General features: G+C 72.5%; 22 protein-coding genes and 2 rRNA genes. 5 read left to right on the forward strand and 19 right to left on the reverse strand.

What is annotated here, in order from left to right; all coding sequences use genetic code 11:
- Positions 1 to 46 precede the first annotated feature (46 nt).
- Both FED44_RS16660 and menC read left to right on the forward strand, forming a co-directional pair.
- A complete protein-coding gene (locus tag FED44_RS16660) occupies positions 47 to 1,465 on the forward strand; it encodes a GntT/GntP/DsdX family permease (protein WP_111699342.1) in 1,419 nt (472 codons plus the stop codon).
- Between the two features lie 64 nt (positions 1,466 to 1,529).
- The gene (menC, locus tag FED44_RS16665; RefSeq protein ID WP_138461203.1) at positions 1,530 to 2,630 is read left to right on the forward strand and encodes an o-succinylbenzoate synthase; all 1,101 of its coding nucleotides are present in this window, start codon (positions 1,530 to 1,532) and stop codon (positions 2,628 to 2,630) included.
- Positions 2,631 to 2,640: 10 nt separating this feature from the next.
- On the opposite strand, the gene FED44_RS16670 is transcribed toward menC, so the two are convergent.
- From FED44_RS16670 to FED44_RS16730, 13 genes are all read right to left on the reverse strand, one after another.
- The gene (locus FED44_RS16670; protein ID WP_111699344.1) at positions 2,641 to 2,937 is read right to left on the reverse strand and encodes a hypothetical protein; all 297 of its coding nucleotides are present in this window, start codon (positions 2,935 to 2,937) and stop codon (positions 2,641 to 2,643) included.
- Between the two features lie 100 nt (positions 2,938 to 3,037).
- On the reverse strand, positions 3,038 to 3,889 hold the full coding sequence (pssA, locus tag FED44_RS16675) for a CDP-diacylglycerol--serine O-phosphatidyltransferase (protein ID WP_111699345.1): 852 nt from the start codon (positions 3,887 to 3,889) through the stop codon (positions 3,038 to 3,040).
- On the reverse strand, positions 3,876 to 4,550 hold the full coding sequence (locus FED44_RS16680; RefSeq protein ID WP_396699172.1) for a phosphatidylserine decarboxylase: 675 nt from the start codon (positions 4,548 to 4,550) through the stop codon (positions 3,876 to 3,878). Before FED44_RS16680 ends, pssA begins: the two co-directional genes overlap by 14 nt.
- Before the next feature lie 125 nt (positions 4,551 to 4,675).
- Positions 4,676 to 5,689, reverse strand: coding sequence for a TerC family protein (locus FED44_RS16685; protein ID WP_279633875.1), 1,014 nt, complete (start codon positions 5,687 to 5,689; stop codon positions 4,676 to 4,678).
- A gap of 298 nt (positions 5,690 to 5,987) precedes the next feature.
- The gene (locus tag FED44_RS16690; RefSeq protein ID WP_262367384.1) at positions 5,988 to 7,097 is read right to left on the reverse strand and encodes a glycosyltransferase family 4 protein; all 1,110 of its coding nucleotides are present in this window, start codon (positions 7,095 to 7,097) and stop codon (positions 5,988 to 5,990) included.
- Positions 7,094 to 8,932 carry a murein biosynthesis integral membrane protein MurJ gene (murJ, locus tag FED44_RS16695; RefSeq protein ID WP_138461204.1) on the reverse strand — a complete coding sequence of 613 codons (1,839 nt, stop codon included), beginning with the start codon at positions 8,930 to 8,932 and terminating at the stop codon, positions 7,094 to 7,096. Before murJ ends, FED44_RS16690 begins: the two co-directional genes overlap by 4 nt.
- Positions 8,933 to 8,981: 49 nt before the next feature.
- Positions 8,982 to 9,950: a hypothetical protein gene (locus FED44_RS16700; protein ID WP_244301993.1), complete on the reverse strand. Its 969-nt coding sequence runs from the start codon at positions 9,948 to 9,950 to the stop codon at positions 8,982 to 8,984.
- A gap of 125 nt (positions 9,951 to 10,075) precedes the next feature.
- The gene (locus FED44_RS16705; RefSeq protein WP_165900947.1) at positions 10,076 to 11,059 is read right to left on the reverse strand and encodes a copper transporter; all 984 of its coding nucleotides are present in this window, start codon (positions 11,057 to 11,059) and stop codon (positions 10,076 to 10,078) included.
- Positions 11,056 to 12,252 carry a putative cytokinetic ring protein SteA gene (gene steA / locus FED44_RS16710; RefSeq protein ID WP_244301995.1) on the reverse strand — a complete coding sequence of 399 codons (1,197 nt, stop codon included), beginning with the start codon at positions 12,250 to 12,252 and terminating at the stop codon, positions 11,056 to 11,058. Before steA ends, FED44_RS16705 begins: the two co-directional genes overlap by 4 nt.
- A gap of 273 nt (positions 12,253 to 12,525) precedes the next feature.
- On the reverse strand, positions 12,526 to 14,298 hold the full coding sequence (gene recN, locus FED44_RS16715; RefSeq protein WP_138461206.1) for a DNA repair protein RecN: 1,773 nt from the start codon (positions 14,296 to 14,298) through the stop codon (positions 12,526 to 12,528).
- Positions 14,299 to 14,643: 345 nt separating this feature from the next.
- The gene (locus tag FED44_RS16720; protein WP_117410446.1) at positions 14,644 to 15,564 is read right to left on the reverse strand and encodes an NAD kinase; all 921 of its coding nucleotides are present in this window, start codon (positions 15,562 to 15,564) and stop codon (positions 14,644 to 14,646) included.
- Positions 15,565 to 15,686: 122 nt separating this feature from the next.
- Entirely contained in the window at positions 15,687 to 16,496 is an 810-nt protein-coding gene (locus FED44_RS16725) for a TlyA family RNA methyltransferase (protein WP_117410447.1), read from the reverse strand.
- 136 nt (positions 16,497 to 16,632) lie between these two features.
- Positions 16,633 to 16,899, reverse strand: coding sequence for a hypothetical protein (locus tag FED44_RS16730; protein ID WP_138461207.1), 267 nt, complete (start codon positions 16,897 to 16,899; stop codon positions 16,633 to 16,635).
- 265 nt (positions 16,900 to 17,164) lie between these two features.
- On the opposite strand from FED44_RS16730, the gene FED44_RS16735 reads away from it, so the two are divergent.
- The gene (locus FED44_RS16735; protein WP_138461208.1) at positions 17,165 to 17,512 is read left to right on the forward strand and encodes an SCP2 sterol-binding domain-containing protein; all 348 of its coding nucleotides are present in this window, start codon (positions 17,165 to 17,167) and stop codon (positions 17,510 to 17,512) included.
- Positions 17,513 to 17,666: 154 nt separating this feature from the next.
- On the opposite strand, the gene FED44_RS16740 is transcribed toward FED44_RS16735, so the two are convergent.
- Both FED44_RS16740 and FED44_RS16745 read right to left on the reverse strand, forming a co-directional pair.
- Positions 17,667 to 18,689 carry an HAD-IIA family hydrolase gene (locus tag FED44_RS16740; protein ID WP_117410450.1) on the reverse strand — a complete coding sequence of 341 codons (1,023 nt, stop codon included), beginning with the start codon at positions 18,687 to 18,689 and terminating at the stop codon, positions 17,667 to 17,669.
- 2 nt (positions 18,690 to 18,691) lie between these two features.
- Positions 18,692 to 19,030, reverse strand: a complete 339-nt coding sequence (locus tag FED44_RS16745; RefSeq protein WP_225311584.1) for a tetratricopeptide repeat protein — start codon at positions 19,028 to 19,030, stop codon at positions 18,692 to 18,694.
- Between the two features lie 174 nt (positions 19,031 to 19,204).
- Here FED44_RS16745 and FED44_RS16750 point away from each other — a divergent pair, with 174 nt between their 5' ends.
- A complete protein-coding gene (locus tag FED44_RS16750; RefSeq protein WP_244301997.1) occupies positions 19,205 to 20,431 on the forward strand; it encodes a DUF1015 family protein in 1,227 nt (408 codons plus the stop codon).
- Here FED44_RS16750 and FED44_RS36445 read toward each other — a convergent pair.
- Positions 20,406 to 20,963 (reverse strand): single-stranded DNA-binding protein, encoded by a 558-nt coding sequence (locus tag FED44_RS36445; RefSeq protein WP_208759014.1) that lies wholly within the window; start codon positions 20,961 to 20,963, stop codon positions 20,406 to 20,408. The genes FED44_RS16750 and FED44_RS36445 overlap by 26 nt on opposite strands.
- 101 nt (positions 20,964 to 21,064) lie before the next feature.
- On the opposite strand from FED44_RS36445, the gene FED44_RS16760 reads away from it, so the two are divergent.
- Complete coding sequence (locus FED44_RS16760) at positions 21,065 to 21,991, forward strand: MBL fold metallo-hydrolase (RefSeq protein WP_244301998.1); 927 nt, start codon at positions 21,065 to 21,067, stop codon at positions 21,989 to 21,991.
- Positions 21,992 to 22,059: 68 nt separating this feature from the next.
- Here FED44_RS16760 and FED44_RS36450 read toward each other — a convergent pair whose 3' ends face one another.
- The 3 genes from FED44_RS36450 to FED44_RS16775 all read right to left on the reverse strand — a co-directional run.
- Positions 22,060 to 24,927 (reverse strand): tetratricopeptide repeat protein, encoded by a 2,868-nt coding sequence (locus FED44_RS36450; RefSeq protein WP_187406109.1) that lies wholly within the window; start codon positions 24,925 to 24,927, stop codon positions 22,060 to 22,062.
- 362 nt (positions 24,928 to 25,289) lie between these two features.
- Positions 25,290 to 25,406 (reverse strand): 5S ribosomal RNA (gene rrf, locus FED44_RS16770).
- Between the two features lie 85 nt (positions 25,407 to 25,491).
- A 23S ribosomal RNA gene (locus FED44_RS16775) occupies positions 25,492 to 25,575 on the reverse strand; the annotation flags it as partial.

A 25,575-nucleotide genomic window follows, 5' to 3' on the forward strand; every position in this document is an offset into this window, starting at 1 on the left:
TCCTGCGGGGCAGCGGTGACCGCACGGACCGTCTGAGGAGCCCCCGATGACTTCCCCGATAACCAGCCTCGCGTCCACCCCTGTCGAGGCGACCCTGCCGGGCGCGGCCGCGTGGACCGGCCACGACACCCGCCTGATCCTCGCCGCCCTGGCCGGCATCGCGGTCATCGTGCTGCTGATCACGAAGCTCCGCGCGCATCCGTTCCTCGCCCTCGCGATCGGTTCCGGGACGCTGGGGCTGGTGGCGGGCATGGCGCCGCAGAAGCTGATCGACAGCTTCTCCGCGGGTCTCGGCTCCACCGTGGCCGGGGTCGGCGTGCTGATCGCGCTCGGAGCCATGCTGGGCAAGCTGCTGGCCGACTCGGGCGGGGCCGACGAGATCGTCGACGGGATCCTCCGCCGCACCGGCGACCGCGCCCTGCCCTGGGCGATGACGCTGATCGCGGTGCTCATCGGGCTGCCCATGTTCTTCGAGATCGGGCTGGTCCTGCTGATCCCGGTGATCCTGCTGGTGGCCCGGCGAAGCTCGCGCCCGCTGCTGCTGATCGCGGTTCCCGCGCTGGCCGGGCTGTCCGTGCTGCACGGCCTGGTGCCTCCGCATCCCGGGCCGCTGGTCGCGATCGACACGCTCAAGGCCGACCTCGGGCTCACGCTCGGGCTGGGGCTGCTGGTCGCGATCCCGACCGTGATCGTGGCCGGTCCGCTGTTCGCCCGGTTCGCCGCCCGATGGGTGGAGCCCGCGCCGCCCGAGCGCCTCGAACGCGAGCAGACCCCCGGGCCCGGGGACGGGGAGCGCGGCAGGCCGTCCTTCGGCGTCACGGTGGCCACGATCCTGCTGCCGGTCGTGCTGATGCTCGGCCGGGCCGTCGCGGAGATCGTCCTGCCGAAGGGCGACGCCGTGCGCACCGCGCTGGAGGTCCTCGGCACCCCGCTGATCGCCCTGCTGATCGCGGTGATCGTGGCGATGTTCACGCTCGGCCGCCCGGCGGGCCTCGGCCGCGGCGGCGTCTCCTCGACGATCGCCGACTCGCTCCCGCCGATCGCCGGGATCCTGCTCATCGTCGGCGCCGGCGGCGGGTTCAAGCAGACCCTGGTCGACTCCGGGGTGGGCAAGGTCATCGGCGAGGCCGCGCAGGGCGCGAACGTGCCCGTGCTGGTGCTCGGCTGGCTGATCGCCGTCGGCATCCGGCTGGCCACCGGATCGGCCACTGTCGCGACCATCTCCGCGGCCGGGATCGCCGCCCCGCTCGCCGCCGGGCTCTCCCCCGCGCACGTCGCGCTGCTCGTGCTCGCCATCGGCGCGGGGTCGCTGTTCTTCTCCCACGTCAACGACGCCGGCTTCTGGCTGGTCAAGGAGTACCTGGGCATGTCCGTCGGCCAGACGATACGCACCTGGTCGATCATGGAGACGATCATCTCCGTGGTGGCGTTCTGCTGCGTGCTCCTGCTCGGCCTGGTCGTCTGAGCCCTCTCCGGCGCGTCCGTATAGTGGTCGGCGCACACCGTCCATCCCTTGGAGCCGGGCCCACATGCAGATCACCGGAATCGAGCTGCGCCGGATCTCGATGCCGCTCGTCGCGCCGTTCCGCACCTCGTTCGGCACCGAGACCACCCGCGACGTCCTGCTGGTCCGGGTCGTGACCCCGGACGCCGAGGGCTGGGGCGAGTGCGTGGCGATGTCCGAGCCGCTGTACTCCTCCGAGTACGTGGACGGCGCGGCCGACGTGATGCGGCGCTTCCTGATCCCGGCGCTGCCCCGCACGGCGGACCCGCAGGCCGTCGGCCCGGCCCTCGCGCCGATCCGGGGGCACCGCATGGCCAAGGCGGCGCTGGAGGCGGCCGTGCTCGACGCCTCGCTGCGGATCACCGGCGAGTCCTTCGGCCACTACCTCGGCGCCACCCGTGACCGGGTCCCCTGCGGAGTCTCGGTCGGGATCACCGGGTCGGTCGCCGAACTCCTCGACACCGTCGCGGCGTACGTCGAGGAGGGATACGTACGGGTCAAGCTGAAGATCGGGCCGGGCTGGGACGTGACGCCGGTCCGCGCGGTCAGGGAGCGGTTCGGGGAGGGCCTGCTGCTCCAGGTTGACGCCAACGCGGCCTACACACTGGCGGACGCCCGCCACCTCGCCCGGCTGGACGCCTTCGACCTGCTGCTGATAGAGCAGCCGCTCGCCGACGACGACCTCGTGCAGCACGCCCGGCTCGCCCGCACCCTCCGTACGCCGATCTGCCTGGACGAGTCCATCGAGTCGGCGGCCCACGCGGCGGCGGCGATCACCCTCGGCGCGTGCTCGGTGGTCAACGTCAAGCCGGGCCGGGTGGGCGGATACCTGGAGGCGCGGCGCATCCACGACCTGTGCCGCGCCCACGGCGTCGCGGTCTGGTGCGGGGGGATGCTGGAGACCGGGATCGGCCGGGCGGCCAACGTGGCGCTGGCGGCGCTGCCGGGGTTCACCCTGCCCGGGGACACCTCCGCGTCCCGCCGCTACTTCGGCACCGACGTCACCCCGCCGTTCGAGCTGAGCGGCGGGCACCTCGACGTGCCGGCCGGCGCGGGCCTGGGCGTGGAGCCCATCCCGGACGTCCTCAACGAGGTCACCACCGCTACGGAGTGGATCCCGTTCTGATCGGCGGTTCTCAGGCGTCGCCCAGGGCCGGGTGCGGCCTCGGCTCGCCGGTGGTGAACACCTTCACGATGCGGTCGGCCGCGAGGGAGGGCTCCTCCGCGCTCTCCACCACGTCGCCCCACGACCAGCGGTAGAACCAGCCGTCCGGCATGGCGACGCAGTCCACAGTCTCGGAGAACAGCGCCGCGTCGGGGTCCCTGACCTTCAACGACGGCGGATCGGGGCGCAGGGACGCCTCCAGCCCGCGCAGTTCCAGCTCCCTGGCCAGCTTGCCGAGGAAGTACGTGCGGGTGTGCTCACGAGGCATGGCGACCGGGCTCCAATGGAATAGGCGTTGTATCCACGTGATTGGCCGGGCCCGGATGAAAGGGCCCCAGCCGACCGGGGCCCCTGTTCGTGCGACGACGTCAGCCCGCGTTCACCGAGCGTCGTTCCCTGCGCCGCTTGTGTTTGAACATGAGGACGCGAAGCGGGATGGCGGACACGATCGCGATCTGCATGGTCGCGCCGACCCTGATGAGCTGGTCGCCCCCGGCGAGCTGGGCGGCCCAGATCGTCAGGCAGGCCACGTTGATCAGCATCCAGGCCAGCACGACGGCGGCCAGGTTGCCCTTCGGCTTGGGATACTCGATGCGGCTGACCATGAGCCAGGCCACCGCCATGATGCCCGCGATCGTGAGGTAGTTGGGCTGGAAGAGCAGCACGATCGACACCACGGTCATGGCGCCCATGGGGATGGGCAGGCCCATGAAGTCGCCGCTCTTGGTCTTCACGCAGGCGAAGCGGGCCAGCCGTACGACGCCGGCGAGCAGGATCGACCCGGCCGCGACCAGCACCAGCCACAGCGGGAGCTTCCCGGAGAAACCGGCCCAGATCATCACCATGAAGGCGGGCGCGAAGCCGAAGCTGATCACGTCGGCGAGGTTGTCCAGTTCGGCGCCCATCGCGGACGCGCGGAACTTCCGGGCCACCAGGCCGTCGAACAGGTCGCAGGTCGCGCCGACGAGCAGCAGCACGACGGCCGTGCCGAAGAAGCGGGGGTCGGGGGCGAACTTCACGTTGGCCTGCAGGCTGCTGATCGCCGACCAGGCGAGCACGCAGACGGCCAGGAAGCCGCTGAGCGCGTTGCCCAGCGACAGGGAGTCGGCGGCGGACAGGCGGAAGGCCTTGCCGACGGGCCCGCGCGGCTCGTCGTCCACCTCCTCCACCGGCCACGCGGCTCCGGCGCCGAATCCGGACCCGAGATCAGACGTTGTCAATGCGAGTCACCCCCGCGACGGTTCGGGTGCCGACGGTGACCGCCGGCGCGATGCCCTCGGGCAGGTAGAGGTCCACCCGGGAGCCGAAACGGATCAGCCCCACCCGCTCGCCCTGGACGACCTTCGCGCCCGCGAACAGGTACGGCACGATGCGGCGGGCGACTGCGCCGGCGATCTGCACCATCTCGATGTCGCCCAGAGCGGTGTCGAAGTGCCAGACGACGCGCTCGTTCTTGTCGCTGTCCTTGTTGAACGCGGGCACGAACCCGCCGGGCACGTGCTCGACCGAGGTGATCGTGCCGGCCGCGGGCGCCCGGTTGACGTGGACGTTCAGCGGGCTCATGAAGATCGCGACCCGGGTACGGCCGTCGGGCCAGGGATCGATGCTCTGCACGACGCCGTCGGCGGGCGAGATGAGCCGCCCCTCGCCCGGCGCGCGCTCGGGGTCGCGGAAGAACCACAGCATTCCGCCGGTGAGCGCGGCCAGTGGAGCCGCCGCCAGCGCCCAGCGGGGCGACCTGCGGGTGAGAACGGCGGTGACGGCCGCCGCCGCGGCGGTCGGAGCAAGCCACGGGGACACCCCGCGGGCGAGCCGGACCCGGCCGCGGGGACTGTCCGCGGGCTCGGATACAGGGCCGCGGGGCAACGATTCGTTGGACACAGGTGACCTTTGTACTCTTCCAGGCGACTATGAACCGGCGTGCGAGCTAACGATCGATATTACCGATCCGGCGGTCAATATGCGGCACAACGAGAACAAGCAAACAGGGTTATGTACCCGTTTCGCTAGCCCTGGGGGGCCTCGGCCTGGGAGGCCTCCGCCGGGGAGCCTGCCGCCGGAGGTACCGCTTTCTCATCGCGACGGGCCTTGACCAGACTGGCGAGAGTGGTCACGGCCATCGTCACGCAGATGACCGCCAGGGACACCCAGATGGGGATCTGCGGAGCCCAGGAGACCTCGTTCTCATGGAGCGCTTCAAGAATCAGCTTAACCCCGATGAAACCGAGGATGAACGCCAAACCATAGCTGATGTAGACCAGCCGCTGGAGCAGCCCGCCGAGCAGGAAGTAGAGCTGACGCAGTCCCATCAGGGCGAACGCGTTCGCGGAGAAGACGATGAAGGCCGCCTTCGTGAGGCCGAAGATCGCCGGAATCGAGTCGAGGGCGAACAACAGGTCCGTGGTGCCGATGGCGATCATCACGATCAGCATGGGCGTCACCATGCGCCTGCCGTCCACCCGCACCGTCACCCGGGAGCCGACGTAGTCGGAGGTCGTGGGGAACACCCGGCGCGCCCAGCGCAGCAGGATGTTCTCGTTGAACTCCTCGTCGTCCTTGTTGTGATCCCTGAGCAGCGTGTACGCGGTGTAGATGAGGAAGGCCCCGAACGCGTAGAGCAGCCAGCCGAACCGGTCGAGGGCGGCGGCGCCGACGGCGATGAAGATCCCGCGCATCACGAGCGCGAGGACGATGCCGACCAGCAGCACCTTGTGCTGGTAGATACGGGGCACCCCGAACCGCGTCATGATCACGTAGAAGATGAACAGGTTGTCCACGCTGAGGCTGTATTCCGTCAGATAGCCCGCGAAGAACTCACCTCCGGTGCCTGCGCCGGCCCACACCGTCAGGCCGATGCCGAACAGCACCGCCAGGGATACGTAGAAGCCCACCCAGATCCCGGCCTGGCGCATCGAGAACTCGCGGGGTTCACCACGGTCGACGATCCACAGGTCGACGGCGATCACGACGAGCAGACCCATGATGACCAGGGCCCACAACCACCAAGGAGCATGTACCACATCAACCTCCGGCACGCGCGCTGAACACACTGCCGGAGGTCTCTCCCGCCCGCACGCGCTCAGCGGACCGACGGCCCCGGGTGCATACACCGTGATGACGGAACCGCCGCGAAGGGATACTCCCCCCCAACCGGTCCAGTATATGAATCAGCCTTGGCCGCGCCTAATCCTTGTCCGCATCGCCGTGGTCGGCGGGGGACGCCCTCCTCACGTCCGGGCCGGTCTCCCCTGGCTGCCGGGCCAGGGAGGTCTCACCCCGGCGCCACCCCAGGCCGCGGAGGTCGGCCGGACGGGCCGGCTACTCCGCCGGCGGCAGCCCGTAGGCCGTGAGGACCGACCGGAGCGCCGCGTCCTCGTCGGGCAGTTCCCGTCCCCGCCGTACGGACGCCTGCGCGAGGCGGGCGGCCAGGGCGGGATCGCCGAGCAGGCGGCCGATCTCCCGGCTCAGCGCACCAGCGTCCTGCGGGGGCACCAGGAGAGCGGCGTCGCCCACCATCTCCGGCACCCCGCCGACGCGGGTGGCGATGACCGGCCGTCCTGCCCGCAGCGCCTCCTGCACGCTGAGCGGCTGGCCCTCCCACCGGCTGGGCACGATCACCGCCGTCGCGACCTGGAGCAGGTCGGCCGTCTCGGCCCAGCCGTAGAGGACGACGGGCAGTTCCTCGGCGTCCACCCGCGCCTGGAGTTCCTCGCGCAGCGGCCCGTCGCCCGCGATGACGAAGACCGGGTCGCCCTTGTACGGCCCGGCCGCCGCGTCGAGCAGCGTCTCCAGGCCCTTCTGCTGGGCCAGCCGGGCGACGGTGAGCAGGATCGGCCGCAGCGCCGGGTCGGCCACGCCGGTCGGCAGGCGGGCGGCGATCTCGGCCCGCACCTCCCCGGGAGTCCGGCCGGGCTCGGCGAGCGGCGGCGCGGGCACCACCGCGGGGTCCACCCGCGCGGCTCCCCCGGCCCGCATACGCTCGCCGATGTCGGGTGACACCACGAGGACGCGGTGGGCCCGGCGGGCGACGATCCGTTCGAGGACCCGGTAGACCCCTCCGATCGCGCCGCCCGCCGTGACGGCGTTGTGCAGGGTGACCACCAGGCGGGGCCAGCCCCGCGATCCGGTCAGGGCGAGCGCGGACAGCGCGCCGGCCCGCAGGCCGTGGGCGTGCACGACGTCCGCGCCGCGCGTCAGCCCGCGCAGGCGGACGACGGTCCGCGGGTCGCGGGCGGGGTGTGGCCGGTCGGAGATCCGGACCTCGGCGAAGTCCGCTCCGGCTCCGGTGAAGCCGAAGGCCTTCTCGGTGTCGAGCGGCCCCGCCACCAGCACCCGGTGCCCCCGCGCGACCAGGCCCCCGGCGAGCATCCGCACGTGCCGGGCCACACCGCCGGCGCTCGATCCCAGCACGAGAACGATGCGGCTCACGTCGTGTCCTCCCCCTGATGGGCGTCCGGGTGGGCGCTCGGGTGAGCGTCCTGGTGAGCGTCTTGGTTGCGGTCCGTCCCGCGCCGGCGCACCGCCGACAGGGCGGCGGTCACGTCGGCGCGGTCCACGAGCGCGGCGACGGCGACCCCCGCGGCCACCGCCGCGAGGCCCGCCGGAACCGCCGTCAGCAGGCCACCCCACGGCCCGCCGTCGCCCAGGGGAAGCCGGGCGGCCGCCGCTCCGGCGAGGAAGCCCGCGCCCCCGCCCAGCAGGGCGGCGAGACCGGCCCGGGCGACTCCGCGTACGGCCTCCGGGCCGCGGGCCCGCACGACCGAGGCGAGCAGCAGCGCGGCGCCCACCGTGATGCCCGCCGCCTGGCCGAGCGCCAGCGCCCCCAGCCCCCAGCCCCGTGGCAGCAGGAAGACCAGCGCCACCTGGGCCGCGGCCACGAGCAGCCATCCGGCGACCGTCCCCCGGGCGGCCGCCCTGCCCTGTCCCGTGGCGTACAGGACCCTGCTCAGATGGGCCGTCAGCCCGTACCCGATCAGGCCGGGCGCGAACAGCGCGATGCCCCGGGCGAACTCCGCCGCGCCGACGGCGGCGTCGGCGCGGGCGAGGAACACGTGCGCGACCGGCTCGGCGACCGCGGCGAGCGCGCCGGCCGCGAGTCCGCAGACCAGCACGACCGCCCGGGTCGTGCGCGCGGACAGCGCCGCGAAGCCCTCGCCGTGGGCCCGGGCGGCGAGCGCGGGGAACGCGCTGGTCGCGATGGGCACCGCGAGCACGGCGTACGGCACCTGGTAGACGGCCCAGGCGTAGTTGTACGCGGGCAGGGCGCCCCCGCCGATCCGGTTGGCCAGCGGGATCACGATCAGCGCGGCGACCTGCTGGGCGACCAGCGCGCTCAGCCCGGCGAGGGCCAGCCGCCGCACCTGCGCGGCGACGCCCTCGGGGAAGCGGAGGGTGGGCCGCCATCGCAGGCCGAGCCGCCAGGTGGGCCACACCACGGTGAGGACGAGGGCGAGCACGCCGAGCGTCGTTCCCGCCGACAGCGCGATCTCGGCCGGGCGGGGCACGGTGGCGGGCTCCCGGTGGCCGCCGCTGAGCGGCCCGAAGGCCAGGTAGGCGATGATCACCACCACGCTCGACACCAGCGGCGCCAGCGCCGGGCCCGAGAAGCGGCGATGCGCCTGCAACACCCCGTACAGGACGACGGCCATGCCGTACAGCGGGATCTGCGGGGCGAAGACGACGAGCATGCGCGCGGCGACGGCGGCGACCTGACCGGCGTCGCACCCCTGCACCCGGGCGAGCAGCCCCGCCACCGGCCCGGCGACCAGCGCCGTAAGCACGCCCAGGGGCACGAGCAGCACCAGCACCCAGGACATCAGCGCCGAGGCGATCCACCCGGCCTCGTCGCTGGCCCGGTCCGGGCCCCTTGTGGTCGTCCTGCCGGTCGCCGTGCCGGTCGTCGTGACAGTCGCTCCGCCGCCCGCCCTGCCGATCGCCGTGGCTTCGGCCGTGGTGGCCGGGCCGCCTGCCGGGCTGCCCACAGGGCTGGCCACAGTGCTGGCCACAGTGCCGTCGCCGGCGGCGCGGGCCGCCGCTCCGGCGAGCGCGGGCACCACCATGCCCGCGAGCGCGCCGCCCACGACGACCTCGAAGATGATGTTGGGCACGTTGTTGGCCGTGTAGTACGCGCTGGCCAGGCAGTTCGTGCCGACCGTGCGCGCGAAGGCCAGTTGCTTGGCGAACCCCGTCACCCGTGCCAGGACCGTGATGACCCCGATGAGGATCGCGGCCCCCGCGATCCCCGCTCCGAGCCGTCTGCTCACGGCTCGGTCGCCGTACGTCGCCAGCCTGGCCGATGGGTGGAGCTCCAGGTCACCCGAGCGGCCTCGGCGTGCCGGGAGCGGGCTGCGGAGCGCGGCGGCCGAGCATGTCCAGGCGGTTGAGCACCGGGTTGCCCGCGATGACCTTGGTGAAGCTGATCTTCTCGGACGCGGCGGTGAGCCCGGCGACGGCGGCGAGGGCGGCCAGGCGCGCGGGCCGGTTCAGCCGGGCCGTGGCGGCGAGCCCGAGCAGCGCGCCGAGCGCGTTCGCCCCGGCGTCGCCGAGCATCGCCCGCTCGCCCAGGTCCTCCGGCAGCAGCGCCACCGCCGCGCCGAGCGGCACCGCGGTCAGCGCGGCGGCCTGCCGGGAGCGCGGGCCGTACGGCGCGGCGATCGACGCGGCCAGCAGCGGGACCCCGGCGAGGAGCCCCACCTTGACGGCGCGGCCGGGCCGCAGGTCGAACAGGTTCGCCAGGTTGGCGCTGCCCGCGATCAGCGCCCCGTCGACGAGCGTGTCGGCGGACCATCCCAGGGCTCCGCGCCTGGAGCGTGCCGGGACGCCTCCGTGGGACGGGGCGAGCGCGGCCGCGGCGAGGCCGGTGGCGCCGATCCCGAGGATCTTGACGGCGCCGCTGGTCACCTCGCCCCGCGCGAGGGCGGTCAGGTGTCCCTTGAAGCCCTTGGACGAGTTCGTGCCGAACAGGTCGTCGTAGGCGCCGAGGACCCCGCTGCCCGCCCCGGCCAGCACCGCCGCCGCCCGGGCCCGCATGGACAGGCCGGGGGCGAGAGCGGCCGCGGCGACGGCGCCGGCCGCGAACGCCGGGCCCTCCAGCAGCGTGACCGGCTCTCCCCGGTGGTTGACCCGCGTCCAGTACTCGTCGGCGGTCTTCTCGTCGCCGATGGGCGGCCTGCGCCGGAAGGCGGCGAAGGCCGCGCGGGCCGCGACGGCGCCGAGCACCGCACCGACGGCGGCGCCCGCCGCCGCGGCGGCGCGGGTGCCGGCCTGGGGACGTATGGCCACGGCTGTTCCCCTTCTCTGCGTACTGGGTCGTGCTGGTCGTGCCGCTTGCTTCGTACTCAAGTCGTGCCGGCCGGTCGGGCTTCGTCCTCGCCCGCCCGGCGTACGGACGGCGCGCGGGCGGCGGTTCAGCCCCGGCTGCCCGCCGGGGTGGGGGTCGGGCTCTGGCTGGGCGGCGTCACCGAAGGCTCGAACGCCGTGGCCCCGCTGCCGATCCCGTACGCGCCCGAGCGGCCGGTCAGTTGCTCCCGCAGAGCGTAGACCACCACGACCCGGCCCGCGGCGAAATCGAGAGTGTCGACGGTCGAGACGGCGGAGGCCACGCCTCCCGTGTCGTGCAGGGCCTCGATGACCCCGCCCGCGGCGGAGGCGTTGGCGGTGCCCGCGAGGACGGTGCCGAGAGCGCCGCTGTCGAGACCGGCCGCGACCGAGACGACGGCGTTCGTCTCCCGCTCGGCGTCCTCCCCGTCGTACGGCTGGGCCGGCGCGAGCACGATGGCCATCGTCGCCCGCTCCTCGGGTTTGCCGCTCACCGTGAGGAAGTCGCCGGACTGGAACGCCTCCAGGACTCCGGCGGCCGCCGCGTTGGTCCGGCCCGCCTGCCCGCGGTCGTTGGTCACGACCGCGCTCGCGAGTATCGCGGCGGCCTTGTCGTACGGCGAGGCGCCGTCGGGGAACGTCGTGCCGGGCGGGGCGAGGGTGGCCGCCAGCCCGTCGACGAGACTCGCCTGGTCCGCCTCGATGAACTTCTCGGTGAGGCTGATCCTGCCGCTGTAGACGCCGCCCGCGCCGGTCACGAGCTTCTCGACCGCGTCGCGCATCGCGGCCGGCGCGCCCGGCGCCTCGACGAGCAGGACGTGCTCCCCGAGAAGCTGGCCGCGTACGAGGTCGGTCAGGTGCGCGGTGATCAGCGAGTCCGAGCCCTCCTCGCGGCTCTGCAGCTGCGAGATCTGGGCCAGGTTGCTCTCGTTGGCCTTCCGCAGGGACGCGGTCATCTCCTCGGCCGACTTGAAGAACATGGGCTCCAGCACGGTGCTGCCCAGCACGATTCCGACCGTGAGCGCGAGGAAGATCGCCACGATGGAGACGAGGTGATAACGGAAATCGATCACGAGAAGAGTCCGACCAACCAGAAGATGAAGCCGTTCCAGGCCACGCGCAGGCCGTTCAGCCACACCTGGCCGATCGGCGAAACCGAGATCACCACACCGATCGTGACCAGTGTGGTGGCCACGAGAAGCAGCAGGGAGGGGGTCGAGATCCGGCTGCGGTAGAGCCGGCTCACGCCCTTGGCGTCCACGAGCTTGCTGCCCACCCGCAGCCGGGTCAGGAAGGTGCTCGCCGCGCCCGACCTGCCCTTGTCGAGGAACTCGTCGAGCGTCCAGTGCGTGCCGACCGCGACGATCAGCGTGGCGCCCTTGTCGTCGGCCAGGAGCATCGCGATGTCCTCGCTGGTCCCGGTCGCGGGGAACACGACCGCCTCCTGGCCCAGCCGGTGCACCCGCTCCAGCCCCGGCGCCCGGCCGTCCCGGTAGGCGTGGACGACCAGCTCGGCGCCGCAGCGCAGCGCCTTCTCCGAGACCGAGTCGAAGTCGCCGACGATGATGTCGGGGATGTAGCCCGCCTCCAGCAGGGCGTCCGCGCCTCCGTCCACGCCGATGAGCACGGGCCGGTACTCGCGGATGTACGGCCGGAGCGTCGCGATGTCCTCCTTGTAGTGGTAACCGCGGACCACGATGAGGGCGTGACGGTTCTCCAGGGACGTGCGGATGTCCGGGACGCCGACCCCGTCGATGAGCAGGTCGCGCTCGCGCCGGACGTACTCCATCGTGTTCGCGGCGAACGCCTCGATCTGGACGGCGAGGCCCGCCCGGGCCTCGATCATCGCTGCTTCGACGCTCTCGGCGGTCTGCGGCTCCCCCTTGCCGACCAGTTCGTCGCCGAGGTAGACCATGCCATCGTGGACGCGGATCACGTCGCCGTCGGCGATCCGCTCGAACAACTCGGGCGACGCGTTGTCGATCAGCGGAACGCCCGCGTCGATCAGGATCTGCGGCCCGAGGTTGGGATAGCGGCCGCTGATACTGGCGGCCGCGTTCACCACGGCGGCCACGCCGCACGCGACGAGAGCCTCCCCGCTGACCCGGTCGATGTCGACGTGATCGATAATCGCGATTTCACCGGGCTGGAGGCGCTTGGTCAGCCTCTTCGTCCGTCTGTCGATTCTCGCCACTGCCGACACCCCGGGAAGGCCCTCGACCTTCCTGCGGCGGAGGCCCGGAACGCTCAAGCTCGGGACCTTCATCATGACCATCCTGCCAGAGGCGGAGACCGCCACGCTTCCACACCCCAAGGCTCGTCTGAATTGTCACCGCAAGTCAGGGATGTTGCCGAGGTGCGGAACCGGGGGCGTCCTGGCCCGCGCACCTGTCTCGTGACGACGTCCGTCCCCCGTTCCTCCGCCCCCTCGTGCCCCGGGGCTTGACTGCTTCCCGGCGCGCCCTGACCCAAACGCCACCCCCCGGCGCGCCCCGCCGAGTGTACGGGAACGGCCAGGTCAGCGCATACGGATGCCAGGTCAGCCGGTGGCGGCCCGCCGGCCGGAGCCCCGGGCCGCCTTCGACGCCTCCTTCTCCCAGGCGCCCTTGTCGGCGGCGGCGATGGACAGCAGTTCCGCCGCGTGCGCCCGCCCGAGCTCGGAGTCCTCCAGGCCGGCCAGCATCCGTGACAGCTCCCGCTCGCGGCCCTCCCGGTCGAGCGCCACCACGCCGCTGCGGACCACCCGGCCGTCGCTCGCCTTCTCGACCACGAGGTGCTGGTCGGCGAACGCCGCGACCTGCGGGAGGTGGGTGACCACGATCACCTGGGCGGTGCGGGCCAGCTTGGCCAGCCGCCTGCCGATCTCCACGGCCGCCTTGCCGCCCACGCCCGCGTCGACCTCGTCGAAGACGAACGTCGGGACGGGGTCGGCTCCCGCGAAGACCACCTCGATCGCCAGCATCACCCGGCTCAGCTCACCGCCCGAGGCCCCCTTGGTCAGCGGCAGCGGTGGCGCGCCGGGATGGGAGGCCAGCCGGAGCTCGACCTCGTCGACGCCGTGCGGCCCGAACTCGCCGGCGGCGGTGATGGCGACGCTCACCCGCGCGTGCGGCATGGCGAGAGCCGTCAGCTCCTTGGTGACCGCCTCGCCGAAACGCTCAGCCGCGGCGGTCCGGATGGCGGTCAGCTCCCCGGCCAGCTCTGCGAGCCGCCCGCCGAGCTCCCCGTGCTCCCGGGTCAGCTCCTCGATGCGGTCGTCGTCGCCGTCGAGCTCCGTCAGCCGCTCAGCGGCCCGCTGCGCCCAGGCGAGCACGGCGGAGACGTCCTCGCCGTACTTGCGCATGAGACCGTTCAGCGTGGCTCTGCGCTCCTGCACCGCGGCGAGCCGTGCCGGGTCGGCCTCGACCGACTCGGCGTACGCCGCCAGCTCGGTCGCCACGTCGGAGACCAGATAACCGGCCTCGGCCAGCCGTTCGCTCAGCCCGGCGAGCGCGGGGTCGAAGTCGCGCACGGACTCCACGGCCGTCCTCGCGTGGCCGAGCAGCGACACGGCGTCCTGCACGTCCTGCGCGGTCGTCATGGGGTCGCCGAGCAGCGCCGCGTGGGCGGTCGTCGCGGCGGTGCGCAGCGCGTCGGCGTGGGAGAGCCGCTCGGCCTCCTCCTTGAGCTCGACGTCCTCCCCCTGCCTCGGCTCGGCCTTCTCGATCTCCTCCAGGCCGAACCGCAGCACGTCGGCCTCCTGCGCCCGCTCCCTGGCCTTCGCGGTCAGCTCGTGGAGCAGGTCGCCCACCTGCTTGTGCCGCTTGTACGCCTGCTCGTAGGCGCGCAGCGGCTTGACCAGCTCGTCTCCGGCGTAACGGTCGAGCGCCGCGCGCTGCCTGCCCGGTTGCAGCAGCCGCTGCTGGTCCATCTGCCCGTGCACGGCCACGAGGTCGTCGGCGATGTAGGTCAGGGTCCCGACCGGTACGGCACGGCCGCCGAGCCAGGCGCGGGAGCGGCCCTCGGCCGAGACCGACCGGGAGATGATGAGCTGCCCGTCCTCGACCTCGCCGCCGACGTCGCCGACCTGCTGGGCCACCCGCCCCTCGGCCTCGATCACGAGGGTGCCCTCGATGAGCGCCTTGTCGGCGCCCGGGCGCACCCTGGCGGGGTCGGCCCGCCCTCCGAACAGCAGGCCGAGACCGGTCACGACCATCGTCTTGCCCGCGCCCGTCTCACCCGTGACGACGGTGAATCCGGGTGACAGCTCCAGAACGGCCTCGTCGATCACGCCGAGCCCCTGGATGCGGACCTCCTCGACCCGTGGCCGCACTGGTCCCTCCCGTAATGCCGACCGAACCCGCCAGAGATCCTACGCGTAACTCGTCAAGATTTTCGAGGACGGCGAGTCGGGACCGCGAACCGAACGAGAATCTGTGGACAAGGAACCGCTGGTCAACGGGCAAATCACCGTCAACCGCCGCGACTCCGTCGCCGATCTGTGGTCAGCCGTTCCGCGGCCGGCCGTTCCATGGTCACCCGTTCCGCGGTCAGCCGGTCTTGGTTGTGCCGGCCTTGGTTCAGCCGGCCTTGGTCAACCGGCCTTGGTCAACCGGCCTTGGTCAACCGGCCTTGGTCAACCGGCCTTAATCAGCCGGTCTTGGTCGGCCGGCCTTGGTCAGCCGGAGCGCACCCGGCCGCGCCAGCCCTGAACGGGCAGGTCGAACTTCGCGACCAGGCGGTCGGTGAAGGGCGCGCCGGTGGTCTCCACGCCGAGCAGCCGGGCGAGCCGTACGGGCACGTCGGCCCTGCGGACCTCGACCCGGGCGCCGGGCGGCACGTCGAAGCGGCGGCGGCCGTCGCACCACAGCACTCCGGCGCTGGTGTCGGGCAGGATCTCCACCGCCAGCGTGGATCTCGGAGACACCACCATCGGCCGGGCGAACAGCGCGTGGGCGCTGTTGGGCACCAGCAGCAACGCCTCCACCTCGGGCCAGACGACCGGCCCGCCCGCCGAGAACGCGTACGCCGTCGACCCCGTGGGTGTCGCGCAGATCACGCCGTCGCAGCCCCATCGGGACAGCGGCCGGCCGTCGATCTCCGCCACGACCTCCAGCATGCGGTCCTTCTTCTCCACCGACGCCTCGTTGAGCGCCCAGGTCCGCGCGAGCACCGAGCCGTTCAGGCGCACGACGACCTCGATCGTCATGCGTTCCTCGACTTCGTAGCGCCCCTCCGCCACCCGGTCAACCACGGACGCGAGGTCCTCCATCTCGGCCTCCGCGAGGAAGCCCACGTGGCCGAGGTTCACCCCCAGCAGCGGCACCCCGGCCGGGCGCGCCAGTTCCGCGGCCCGCAGCAGGGTGCCGTCACCGCCCAGGACGATGAGCAGCTCGGCCTCCTGCGACGCGGCCCCGTTCTCGGGGACCACCTCGGCCAGGGCGCAGCCGAGCTCCTCGGCCTCGTCGTCCAGCACCCGGACGTTGACACCCGCCGCGATCAGCCGTTCCATGACCAGCCGGGCGCTGCGCACCGCCGCCTCCCGGCCCGTGTGCGCCGTGACCAGGACGGTCCTCTTGGCGTCCGCCCGGTCGTCCATCACGTCTCCCGTGCCTCCTGTGCCCCCCGTACCGCTGACCGTGCCGCTCACCGTGCTCGTCGTCTCCACGCCTCGCCGCCCGCGCCCGCTCTCCGGCCCGCGCCCGCTCTCGCCGCCCGCGCTCACTGGGGGCCCTCCGCGACCGCCGTGCCGATGGCCGCGTCGAGGTCGGGGACCGGGTCGTGTCCCGGTCCCTTCCCCAGCCACAGCAGGTATTCCACGTTGCCCGACGGCCCGGGCAGCGGGCTCGCCGTCACTCCCTTGACGGTCAGGCCCAGCGACCGGGCGGCGACCGCGACGTCCCGCACCGCCTCGGCCCGCAGAGCCGGGTCGCGTACGACCCCGCCCGCGCCCACGCGGTCCTTGCCCACCTCGAACTGGGGTTTGACCAGCATCGCGAAGTCCGCCACCGCGGCCGCGCAGGCCGCCAGCGCGGGCAGGACCAGGCGCAGGGAGATGAAGGACAGGTCTCCGACGACCAGCGTCGGGGGCTCGCCGACCATCTCCGGGGTCAGATCACGGACGTTCACCCGCTCCATCACCGTCACCCTCGGGTCGGTGCGCAACGACCAGGCGAGCTGGCCGTACCCCACGTCGACCGCGAGGACGTGCGCGGCGCCGTGCCGGAGCAGCACGTCGGTGAACCCACCGGTCGAGGCGCCGGCGTCGAGGCAGCGGCGCCCCTCGGCGCTCAGGCCCGCGAAGGCGCGCAGCGCGCCGAGCAGCTTGTGCGCCCCTCTGGACACGTAGTCCGGGCCCTCCGGCGTCTCCGCCACGACGATGGGCGCGGCGGTGTCCACCTGGGTGGCCGCCTTGCCCGCGACACGTCCGCTCACGCTCACCCGGCCCGCGTCGATGAGCTGCGCCGCCTGCTCGCGGGACCGGGCGAGCCCGCGGCGCACGAGCTCGCTGTCCAGCCGGACGCGCTTCACCCGGCCCGCCCCGGCACGGCGCCCCGCCGTACGGCGGGCAGACGCATGGCGGGCAGACGCATGGCGGGCAGACGCATGGCGCTCGAACACACGGCGGGCTTCCGGCCACCGCCGGACGCCGGCGCCTGGATCGCCCTCACCGGTGGTTCTCCGGCGGCGTCCCGGCCTCGGCCGGCTGCCCACCCAGGGCCCCCACGCGGGAGTCCGCTCTGCCGGATTCTCCTCCGCCTGAGTCCTCGACGGACGCGAGCACCGTCTCAAGGCCGGTGAGAACCCGTTCGAAGACGCCCACGTGCCCGGACACCGGCGTCTGCGCCAGCTCCCCGAGCGGCGACAACGCGGCCCGCACGCCGTCGGTGCCCGAGGCGGGTGGCTCCCCCGGCGCGATATCGCTGTCCGTCATGGTCCCTTCCTGCTCCGATCGGCTGCCCGTCACCGCCGCCTGCGGCTGCCGGTCGTCCCGACGCTATCGGACCCGGCCGACGATCGCGTCCCATCCCGCCGTCCCTCGGAGACTTCGCGGTGCCGCCGACCGGCGACTCGGCCTCGATTCCGCGCGGGTGGCCGGTGAAGGGCCTACTGTCGGTGGTAGGAGGAATCGCATCAGCGACCCGTGGCCGGCACGCGGCCCGCGGGAGAACACGGTCCGTGAGGAGAAAGGCAGGCGCATGGCGACCGTCGAGGAGTGCCGGGCGGCGCTGGACAAGCTCGTCGAGCAGTTCGACGGCATAAGCGCGGAGGACCGGGCCAAACACGTCGTCGAACGCAGGCTCGCCTGCCGCATCTCCGACCTCGGCGTGACCTTCTTCGGCCGCCTCCACCGGAACGGCCTCGACCCGTTCAAGGAGGTGCCGCCGGAGGACGGCAGGCCCGCCGAGGTCAAGCTCACGCTGAAGAGCGAGGACCTGATCTCCATGGTGAACGGCGAGCTCGACATGGGCCGTGCGCTGCTCGGCGGCCGTGTCAAGATCGACGCCAGCCTCAACGACCTCCTCCGTCTCCGCAAGCTCCTCTGACGCCTCCGGCGCTCCCTTCCCAGGCCGCGCTTCTCGCGGGCCCGCTCTTCCCGGGCCCGCTCTTCGCGGACCGGCATCGCCCGAGCCGAACCCGGCGGCGCCATCCGGAACGCGGTCTTTGCCCGCTCAGCGGTCTCGGGCGGGGCTTCCGGGGTCACCGGCCGAGTGCCGTCAGCGCCGCCTTCACGGCGTCCTCGTCCGCCTGGCCGTCGCCCACCGCCTCCCAGGTGGCGGCGCACGCCGCCCGCAGGCCGTCGACGGAGTCGCCCTCCCCCGTGAGCGCGAGCCTCCCGTCCTCCCACGCGGCCGCCCAGCCGCCGCAGGTCCACCCGGTCGTCCCGCGCCGCACGCCGGCCGCGGGCCGGTGCAGCCCCGACAGGTCGGCGGCGATGTGCGTCGGACGGTGGTGGGGCGCGGCGGTGAGCACGTCGAGAGGACCGGCGACGCCGGTGAGCACGAGCAGGCTGTCGACACCGGCCCGGTTCGCGCCCTCGATGTCGGTGTCGAGCCGGTCGCCCACCACGAGTGGCCGCTGTGCCCGGGTCCGGATCATGGACTCGCGGTGCAGCGGCGGCTCCGGCTTGCCCGCCACGGCGGGTTCGACGCCGGTGGCGGTGGCGATCACGCGGCTCAGCGAGCCGTTGCCGGGAAGCTTGCCCCGATCCGTGGGCATGGTGGTGTCCCTGTTGGCCGCGACGAACCAGGCGCCACGGCCGACGGCGAGCGCTCCCTCCGCCAGCAACCCGTAGGACAGGTTGTCGGCGAAGCCCTGCACCACGGCGGCGGGCTCGTCGAGGGCCGTCGTCACCGGGCGCAGCCCATGCTCACGCAGCGCCATCCGCAGTCCCATTCCGCCGACCACCAGGACGGCCGCGCCCGCCGGCACGTGCTCCGCCACCAGCCGGGCGGCCGCCTGCGCGGACGTCACGACGTCTTCCGCGGTGGCGGGAGCGCCCAGATGACTCAGGTGCTGCGCGATCGCGCCGGGCGTGCGCGACGCGTTGTTCGTCACGTACGCGAGCCGTACGCCGAGGTCCTGGGCCTCGCGCAAGGCCTCCGGCGCACCGGGGACCGCGTGCCTGCCGAGATAGACGACGCCGTCGAGATCGAGCAGGAGCGTGTCGTAGTCGTCCACGAGCACGCCGGACGTGCGGGACGTGGGGGAAGAGGTGTTCATCGTCACGCCCGCCTCGCCCGCAGCGTCGCCCGGACCTGCTTGAGCGCCGAGACGTAGTGCCGCAGAGGCCGCATCGCGACCGCCATCGCGAGCGGCTCCTGCGCCGCCTCGATGTCGCCGCTGCGCCACAGCGCCATGCCGAGACCGAAGTAGGCGTAGTCCTCCGTCGGGTTGGCGTCGACGATCCAGCGGAAGCTGCCGGCGGCCTCGTCGTACCGGCGGGAGTTGAACTGGGCCCTGGCGAGCGCCTCGCGGATGCTGCGCGAGCCGGGCTCGGCCTGGGCGGCGTGCTCCAGGATGGCCGCCGCGGCGGCCGGGCTCCCCTCCTCGAGCAGTTTCATGCCACGCCTGAACCACTCGTAGACGCCGCCTGAAGGCGCACCGCCCGGATCATTGGAAGAAGCATAGGACTCGTTTCGTCCTTCGATCATCGGGTAAGCCTTCCTGCACTCCGTTTCGTATGAACCGGGCACCGCAGCGTCGAGGAGTCCGGGCCTTATGGCAACATGCCCGGTATGGAGAGTTCTGAACGGGCGGGACTGGTGCTGCGTCCGTTCCACGGCGTCCGTTACGCGGTGGACGACATGGCCGCCGTCACCTCGCCTCCGTACGATCTCATCTCCCCTGAGGAACTGCGGGAACTGCTCGGTCGTCATCCGAACAACGTGGTGCGGCTGATCCTTCCCGGAGCCAGCCACTACGGCGAGGCGAGCGCGGCGCTGACCGCCTGGCTGGCCGACGGAGTGCTGACGGTGGACACCCTGCCCGGCCTGTACGTGTACGAACAGAGCGGCGTCGGCTTCCTGCAGCGGGGCCTGATCGGCGCGGTGGGCGTCGGGTTGCCCGCCGTCCTTCCGCACGAGAACGTGCTGCCCGAGCCGGTCGCCGACCGCCTCGCGCTGATGCGGGCGACCCAGGCCAACCTGGAGCCGATCTTCCTGCTGTACGAGGGTGGCGGCACCGCCTCCCGGCTGGTCGACGACGTGGCGACCCAGCGCTTCCCGTCGATGGACGTCCGGACCCGCGAGGGCGTGCACCACCGTCTGTGGGCGGTGACCGACCCGAACGAGATCGAGGCCGTCGCCGAGGACCTGCGCGAGCGCCAGGCACTGATCGCCGACGGCCACCACCGTTACGCGACGTACGAGGCCCTGCGGAAGGATCACCTCGGGCCCGGCCCCTGGGACTACGGCCTGGCCTACCTGGTCGACTCCACGGTGTATCCGCCCGATCTGCGGGCCATCCACCGGGTAGTTCCCGGGCTGCCTCTGCAGGAGGCGGCCGCGCGGGCCAAGGGCGCGTGGCAGGTTCACGAGTTCGCCTCCGTCGAGGACGCCCTCGCGGGGCTCGCCAGGGCGACCGGGCCCGCCTTCGTGCTCGCCGGCGAGGGCCCCGCCCATCTGCTGACGGACCCGGACCCGTTGCAGGTCGAGCACGCCATGCCGGCCGAGCGGTCCGCGCGGTGGCGGGCGCTCGACACCTCGGTGCTCACGATGTTCCTCCTGCCGAAGGTGTGGGGGATCACCGACAGCGAGCAATCGGTGATGGTCGTGCACCACGACCCGCTCGCCGCCGTGGAGAAGGCCCGCCGTGTCGGCGGCACGGCGGTGCTGCTCAATCCGCTGGCCACCGACGACGTGCTCACGGTCGCGGCGCAGGGCGAGCGCGTGCCACGCAAGTCGACCTCGTTCGGTCCCAAGCCCCGGACGGGGCTGGTCATGCGGACCTTCGCCGCCGACTGACCCCAGCGCCGTCCGCCGGCTCGGGGCCGGACGCTCCGGTCCCAGCGGTCGGATCCCGAGGCCCGGCGACCGGGTCAGGCCGCACCGCGGCTGTCACGCTCGGCTCCCGCGCCTGGACCATCGGGCCCGGCTCCGGCACCGGCGGCAGCTGATTCGATACCTGCGCCGGGATCCCGAGGCCCGGCCTCCGCGCGCGGGACCCGCCCGTACGGGATCTGTTCCGCGGAGGCGCCGGCTGGAGGCGGCGCGCCGTACGGACCTCGATCTCGTAGCGGCTGCGGCCACGCCACCAGCGGCGACGCAGGGCGCCCTCCACCTCGACCAGATCATCAAGTCGCCAGCCGGTCACCGAGTCCCGCACCTCGTCGTCGAACGTCGCGCATTCGATCGCGTCGGAGCGCTGGTAGCCCGGCCCGCCACCCGGCCTGCGAACCGCGAGCCGCCACTGGGTCAGCAGGGTCCCGCTCGGCAGTTCGCGGTGCGCCGGCTCCATGGACAGCCGCCCGGCCAGCACCACCTCGTTGCGGTGCATGTGATCTCCTCTCTGTCAGGGATCACTGTGCGAGATTAGGCTGGGCCCACGAGGACCTGAACGGCGTTCTGTGAATATCGGTTCTAGTTCCGGGGGTAGCTGTGGACAACGTCACTCCGCTCGGCGGCGAGGTGTACGAGATCGACACCCGGATGGCCGGTTATTCGGGCATCACGGCGGGTTACCTGATCCTCGGCGACCGGCCCTGCCTGGTCGAGACAGGGACCTCGACCTCGGCTCCCGTGGTGAGGGACGCGCTGTCCTCCCTCGGCGTCGGGCCGGACGACCTCGCGACCGTCGTCGTGACGCACATCCACCTCGACCACGCCGGCGGGGTGGGGGACATCGCGGCCTACTATCCCTCGGCCGAGATCGTCGTACACGAGAAGGGAGCCCGCCACCTCGCCGACCCGTCCCGGCTGATGGCGAGCGCGAAGATGGTGTGGGGCGACAAGCTCGACGTGTTGTTCGGCGCCCTGACGCCCACCGACGCGGCACGCATCAGGGCGTTGGGCGACACCGGAACGATCGACCTCGGCGGTGGCCGCACCCTGGCCAGCCACTACTCTCCCGGCCACGCCAAACACCACGTGGGCCTGCTGGACTCGCTCACCGGCGACCTCTACGTGGGAGACGCGGCGGGCGTGTACCTGCCCGAGACCGGAGATCTGCGGCCCGCCACGCCGCCGCCGGATTTCGACCTGGATGTCGCGCTCGACTCGATCGCGTTGTTCTCTGCTCTCACGCCGCAGCGACTGCTGTTCAGTCACTACGGCCCCGTGGAAGACGTTCCGTCGATTCTGGAGAGGTCGGCGGAGGAACTGCGTGTCTGGGTGGATCTCACCAGGCGCGCCCACGCCGACGGCATGGAGTTCGATCACGCCGTGGCGATGGTGCGGGACCGGACGCGAGAGCGGTACGCCGCGCTGCGCGCCGACGACGCCACCGCGGAGCGGTTCGAACTGCTGAGCGAGGCGGCCTCGAACGTGGCGGGAATCATCCACTGGCTGGACCGCCCTGCGCGATGAGCGTCCACGCGCACGACGGGCGCCGCCGCGGGGGCCATACCCGGCGACGACGCCCGTCGTACGGACGATCAGCGCTTGCCGTGCTCCCCGGAGTCCTCCGGGTCGTCGAGCACGTCCCCGAAGTCGGGCTCGATGAAGGCGGGGCCGAAGGCAGAGACCTCGCCCCTGTTCTCCTTCACGGACCGCTCGCCCGGCTCGGCACCGCCCTGCCCGGCCGGTGGTACGGCCGCCTCGCCGGCGGCTGCGGCCGCCCCCGTGGCCGTCCCATCCGCCGCAGTAGTCGTCCCCGGCTCAATGGTCGTTCCAGGCACAGCGGTCGTTCCAGGCACAGCGGTCGTTCCCGGCGCGGAGGGAGAGCCGTCGCCGGAGAGATCGGCGCCTGGCCGGTCGTCACCCGGGACGTCGCTCTCCACGATCTCGCTCTTCACGCCCTCACTCTTCACGGCGTCGTCCGCCGCGAGATCCTGCTCCGCGAGGTCGCCCTTCTCCGAGTCGCTTTTCTCCGAGTCGTCAGCAACGAGGCCGTCGTCCGGAACGTCCTCGTCGGCCTCGTCGGCGAGGTTCTCGTCGGCAAGGTTCTCCGGAAGACTCGCCTCGTCGTCCTCGTCCTTGACCGCCTCCTGGATCTCCTCGTCCTCGGGGAGACCGCCGTACTCGCCGGAGCCGGACTCGGAGTCGGACTCGGACTCGTCGGACTCGTCGTAGTCCTCCTCCAGGTCCTCGATGAGTCCTCCGGTCAGCTCCGCGTACCGCTCGGCCGCGTCGGTCTCGCCGTCCTCGTCGAAGCCCATCGCGCGGGCGAACCAGTCAGTGGCCGCCTGCTCGTGCCCGGCCTCCGCGAGGGCGTCGGCGTAAGCGAAGGCCAGCCGCGCCGACCAGGGCTTCGGCTGGGGGTCGCGCAACTCGGGAACACGCTGCAACGTGATCACGGCCGCGTCGTGCTGGCCGAGGTCGCGGCGCGCTCCCGACTCCACGATCGCGAGCTCGATTCTGCCCGCGCGGTCCAGCCGTTCGGCCTCACTGGAGCGGACAAGGTCGAGCGCCCGTTCCGGCCGCCCGAGACCTCGTTCGCAGTCAGCCATGATCGGCAGATATTCGTCGGAGCCGGTCATCCGGCGGGCGGCACGCAGGTCGCCGAGCGCCTCGGCGTACTGCCCCGCGTGGTAGGCGGCGATCCCCGTCGCCTCGCGGACCACCCCGATCCTGCCCGCGAACCGCCGGGCCACCTTGGCGTGCTCGTACGCCTTCTCGGGGTCCTCCGCGCTCAGCGCGCGGGCGGCCGCGACGAGGTGACTGGCCACGAGGTCAGCGAGGTCGTTCGGCAGTGAGCCGAGCTCCGCACGCGCCTCCCGGTCGAGTTCGTCAGGCGTGATGTCCGGGTCCAGCGCGGGCAGCTGCTCACGCGGCGTGTTCTCCCTCTCGTCATCCGGCCGGCCGTACCGGGTGCGGCTGCCGCCCCGGTCGTCCCGGCCGTCCCTGCTGAACGGTCGCGCCTCGCCCCGGTCGCCGCCGGACGGCCGCGACTCGTCGCGGTCCCTGCTGAAGGGGCGGGGACCACTCCGCTCGCCTCGGAACGGAGGCCGCGCCCGATCGCCAGAGCCGGAGAAGGAGCCGGAGCCGGAGCCCGGCCCACGTCCGCGGAACGTCCGTCCGCCCTCCTCACGGTCACGGCCGGAGCGCCTGTCGTCGCGCTCCCTGAAGGACCCCGCGTTCCGGTCCTCCGCCGGACGGCGCGGCCGGCCGCCGAAGGAGTCGCGGTCGCGGTACCGGGGACCGTCGCCACCCTCCTGCCGGCTCTCGTACGGACGCTTGGGCCTGTCCTGGCCGCCGACGCCCCGGTCCCGGTCGCCGAAAGAGCGCTGCGGCCGGTCCTCACCGTACGGACGTCGCGGACGATCCTCCCCGTAGGGACGGCGAGGGCGGTCCGGCCGCTGATAGCCGCCCGCGCCCCTGTCCTCGCGGCCTCCCGGGCGGCTCTCCTGGCGACCTTCCTGCCGGCCGTGGTCGCGGTCGTCGGAACGGCGCGGCGGCCGGGCATCGTATCCGCCGCGCTCGTCGCGATCACTGCGAGGTGCGAACGGCCGGCCTCCACGGTTGTCCCGGTTCTCGGAGGAGTCACGGTCGCGGAAGCCGTAGCGTCCCCCGAAGCCGCCGCCCTGGCGCTGCGGACGGTCCTGGTAACCGCCGCCCTCACGGCGGTCAGGACGGCGTTCTCCGTACGGCCTGCTGCCACGGTCATCGGAGCGGAACGGCCGGCCACCCCGTTCGTCACGCTCCCGGGCGCCGTATCCGCCTCGGGCGTCGTCACGATCGCCGTACGAGCGCCTCGGCCTGTCCGTGCGGAAGGAGTCCCGGTCCTGGTAGGTACGGCCGCCCTGGCGCCCCTCGACGCCCTCGGTCCGGCGGGTGCCCTCTCCGCCCTGCTCTGCGCGGCCGCGCCCGAAGTCACGGCCCCCATCGCGGTCGCGGTAGCCACCGCGGTCCCCGCCACGGCCGCCCGCACTGTCGCCGGCACCGAAGGGGCGACGGTCGCGATCGTTCCTGTCGTCGCGGTCGCGATAACCGCTGCGCCTGTCGCGGTCGCCGTAGGAACCACCGGCCCGGTCATCCCGGCCGCGCGACTCGAACCGCCCACCGGACGGCCCGCCCTGGGGGCGGTAACCCTGCCTGTCTGAACGGAACGGGCGCTCGCCGCGGTCAGTCCGGTCGGTGCGACCCCCGCGGTCCTCACGGTCCTCACGGTCATTGCGGTCGTTGCGGTCGTTGCGGTCGTTGCGGTCGTTGCGGAAGCCTTCTCGCCGCTCCGCGGAGCGGCCACCGAAGCCTCCGCTCCCCCTGTCGCCGCGGAAACCTCCGGTGCGCTCCGCCCGGTCTCTGTTCTCTTCGCGGTTGTCTCCGCCACGGCCCGCGCCGTCGCGCCCGTCTTCTCTGTTCACTTCTGTCCTCTGTTGCTTGCTCACCGCGTCCGGTTCGCCGGCCGCAGGGCTCCTGTCTTCCCTTGTGTCCTGACTGACTTCTGGGGCTTCGTCCTGTACCCGAGGAGTTCCAGGGAAGACGTCATGTCTGTCGCGACTCCACTGAGACCGCGTCCGCCGCAGCCTTCGGTTCTCGTTCTACGCGACGAAGGCCACCACGTGGTGGGTGGCCCGGCACTTGCCAGCCTAGCGCGCCGGTACCACCGCATGAGCCCCGACAGGAGCTTTCCTCATCCGGTGAGACCTCCGCCGGCGGGGACTCAAGTTCGGGAAACCAAAAAAAGGGGGGTCATCCCATACGGGATGACCCCCCTCAAAAGATTGTCCGGCGGCGTCCTACTCTCCCACACCGTCCCCGGTGCAGTACCATCGGCGCTGGTAGGCTTAACTTCCGGGTTCGGAATGTAACCGGGTGTTTCCCCACCGCTATAACCGCCGTAACCCCATGAAACACACAACCACCCACACCACAAGGGCGTGTGCCGGTTGCTGTCTCTGAGATCACATAGTGAACGCGAGCATAATATGGTCAAGTCCTCGGCCTATTAGTACCGGTCAGCTCCACGCATTACTACGCTTCCACTTCCGGCCTATCAACCCCATCGTCTA

The sequence above is a fragment of the Microbispora triticiradicis genome, from assembly GCF_005864065.1.
In the GTDB taxonomy this organism is placed as follows: Bacteria; Actinomycetota; Actinomycetes; order Streptosporangiales; family Streptosporangiaceae; genus Microbispora; species Microbispora triticiradicis.

Excerpts from the sequence above, each read along its gene's own strand:
- FED44_RS16750 (WP_244301997.1), top strand. The coding sequence starts at position 19,205 with ATGGAGAGTTCTGAACGGGCGGGACTGGTGCTGCGTCCGTTCCACGGC.
- FED44_RS36445 (WP_208759014.1), bottom strand. The coding sequence starts at position 20,963 with ATGCACCGCAACGAGGTGGTGCTGGCCGGGCGGCTGTCCATGGAGCCG.
- FED44_RS16660 (WP_111699342.1), top strand. The coding sequence starts at position 47 with ATGACTTCCCCGATAACCAGCCTCGCGTCCACCCCTGTCGAGGCGACC.
- FED44_RS16740 (WP_117410450.1), bottom strand. The coding sequence starts at position 18,689 with ATGAACACCTCTTCCCCCACGTCCCGCACGTCCGGCGTGCTCGTGGAC.
- steA (WP_244301995.1), bottom strand. The coding sequence starts at position 12,252 with ATGAAGGTCCCGAGCTTGAGCGTTCCGGGCCTCCGCCGCAGGAAGGTC.
- menC (WP_138461203.1), top strand. The coding sequence starts at position 1,530 with ATGCAGATCACCGGAATCGAGCTGCGCCGGATCTCGATGCCGCTCGTC.
- FED44_RS16730 (WP_138461207.1), bottom strand. The coding sequence starts at position 16,899 with ATGACGGACAGCGATATCGCGCCGGGGGAGCCACCCGCCTCGGGCACC.
- FED44_RS16720 (WP_117410446.1), bottom strand. The coding sequence starts at position 15,564 with ATGGACGACCGGGCGGACGCCAAGAGGACCGTCCTGGTCACGGCGCAC.
- FED44_RS16735 (WP_138461208.1), top strand. The coding sequence starts at position 17,165 with ATGGCGACCGTCGAGGAGTGCCGGGCGGCGCTGGACAAGCTCGTCGAG.
- FED44_RS16745 (WP_225311584.1), bottom strand. The coding sequence starts at position 19,030 with ATGAAACTGCTCGAGGAGGGGAGCCCGGCCGCCGCGGCGGCCATCCTG.
- FED44_RS16670 (WP_111699344.1), bottom strand. The coding sequence starts at position 2,937 with ATGCCTCGTGAGCACACCCGCACGTACTTCCTCGGCAAGCTGGCCAGG.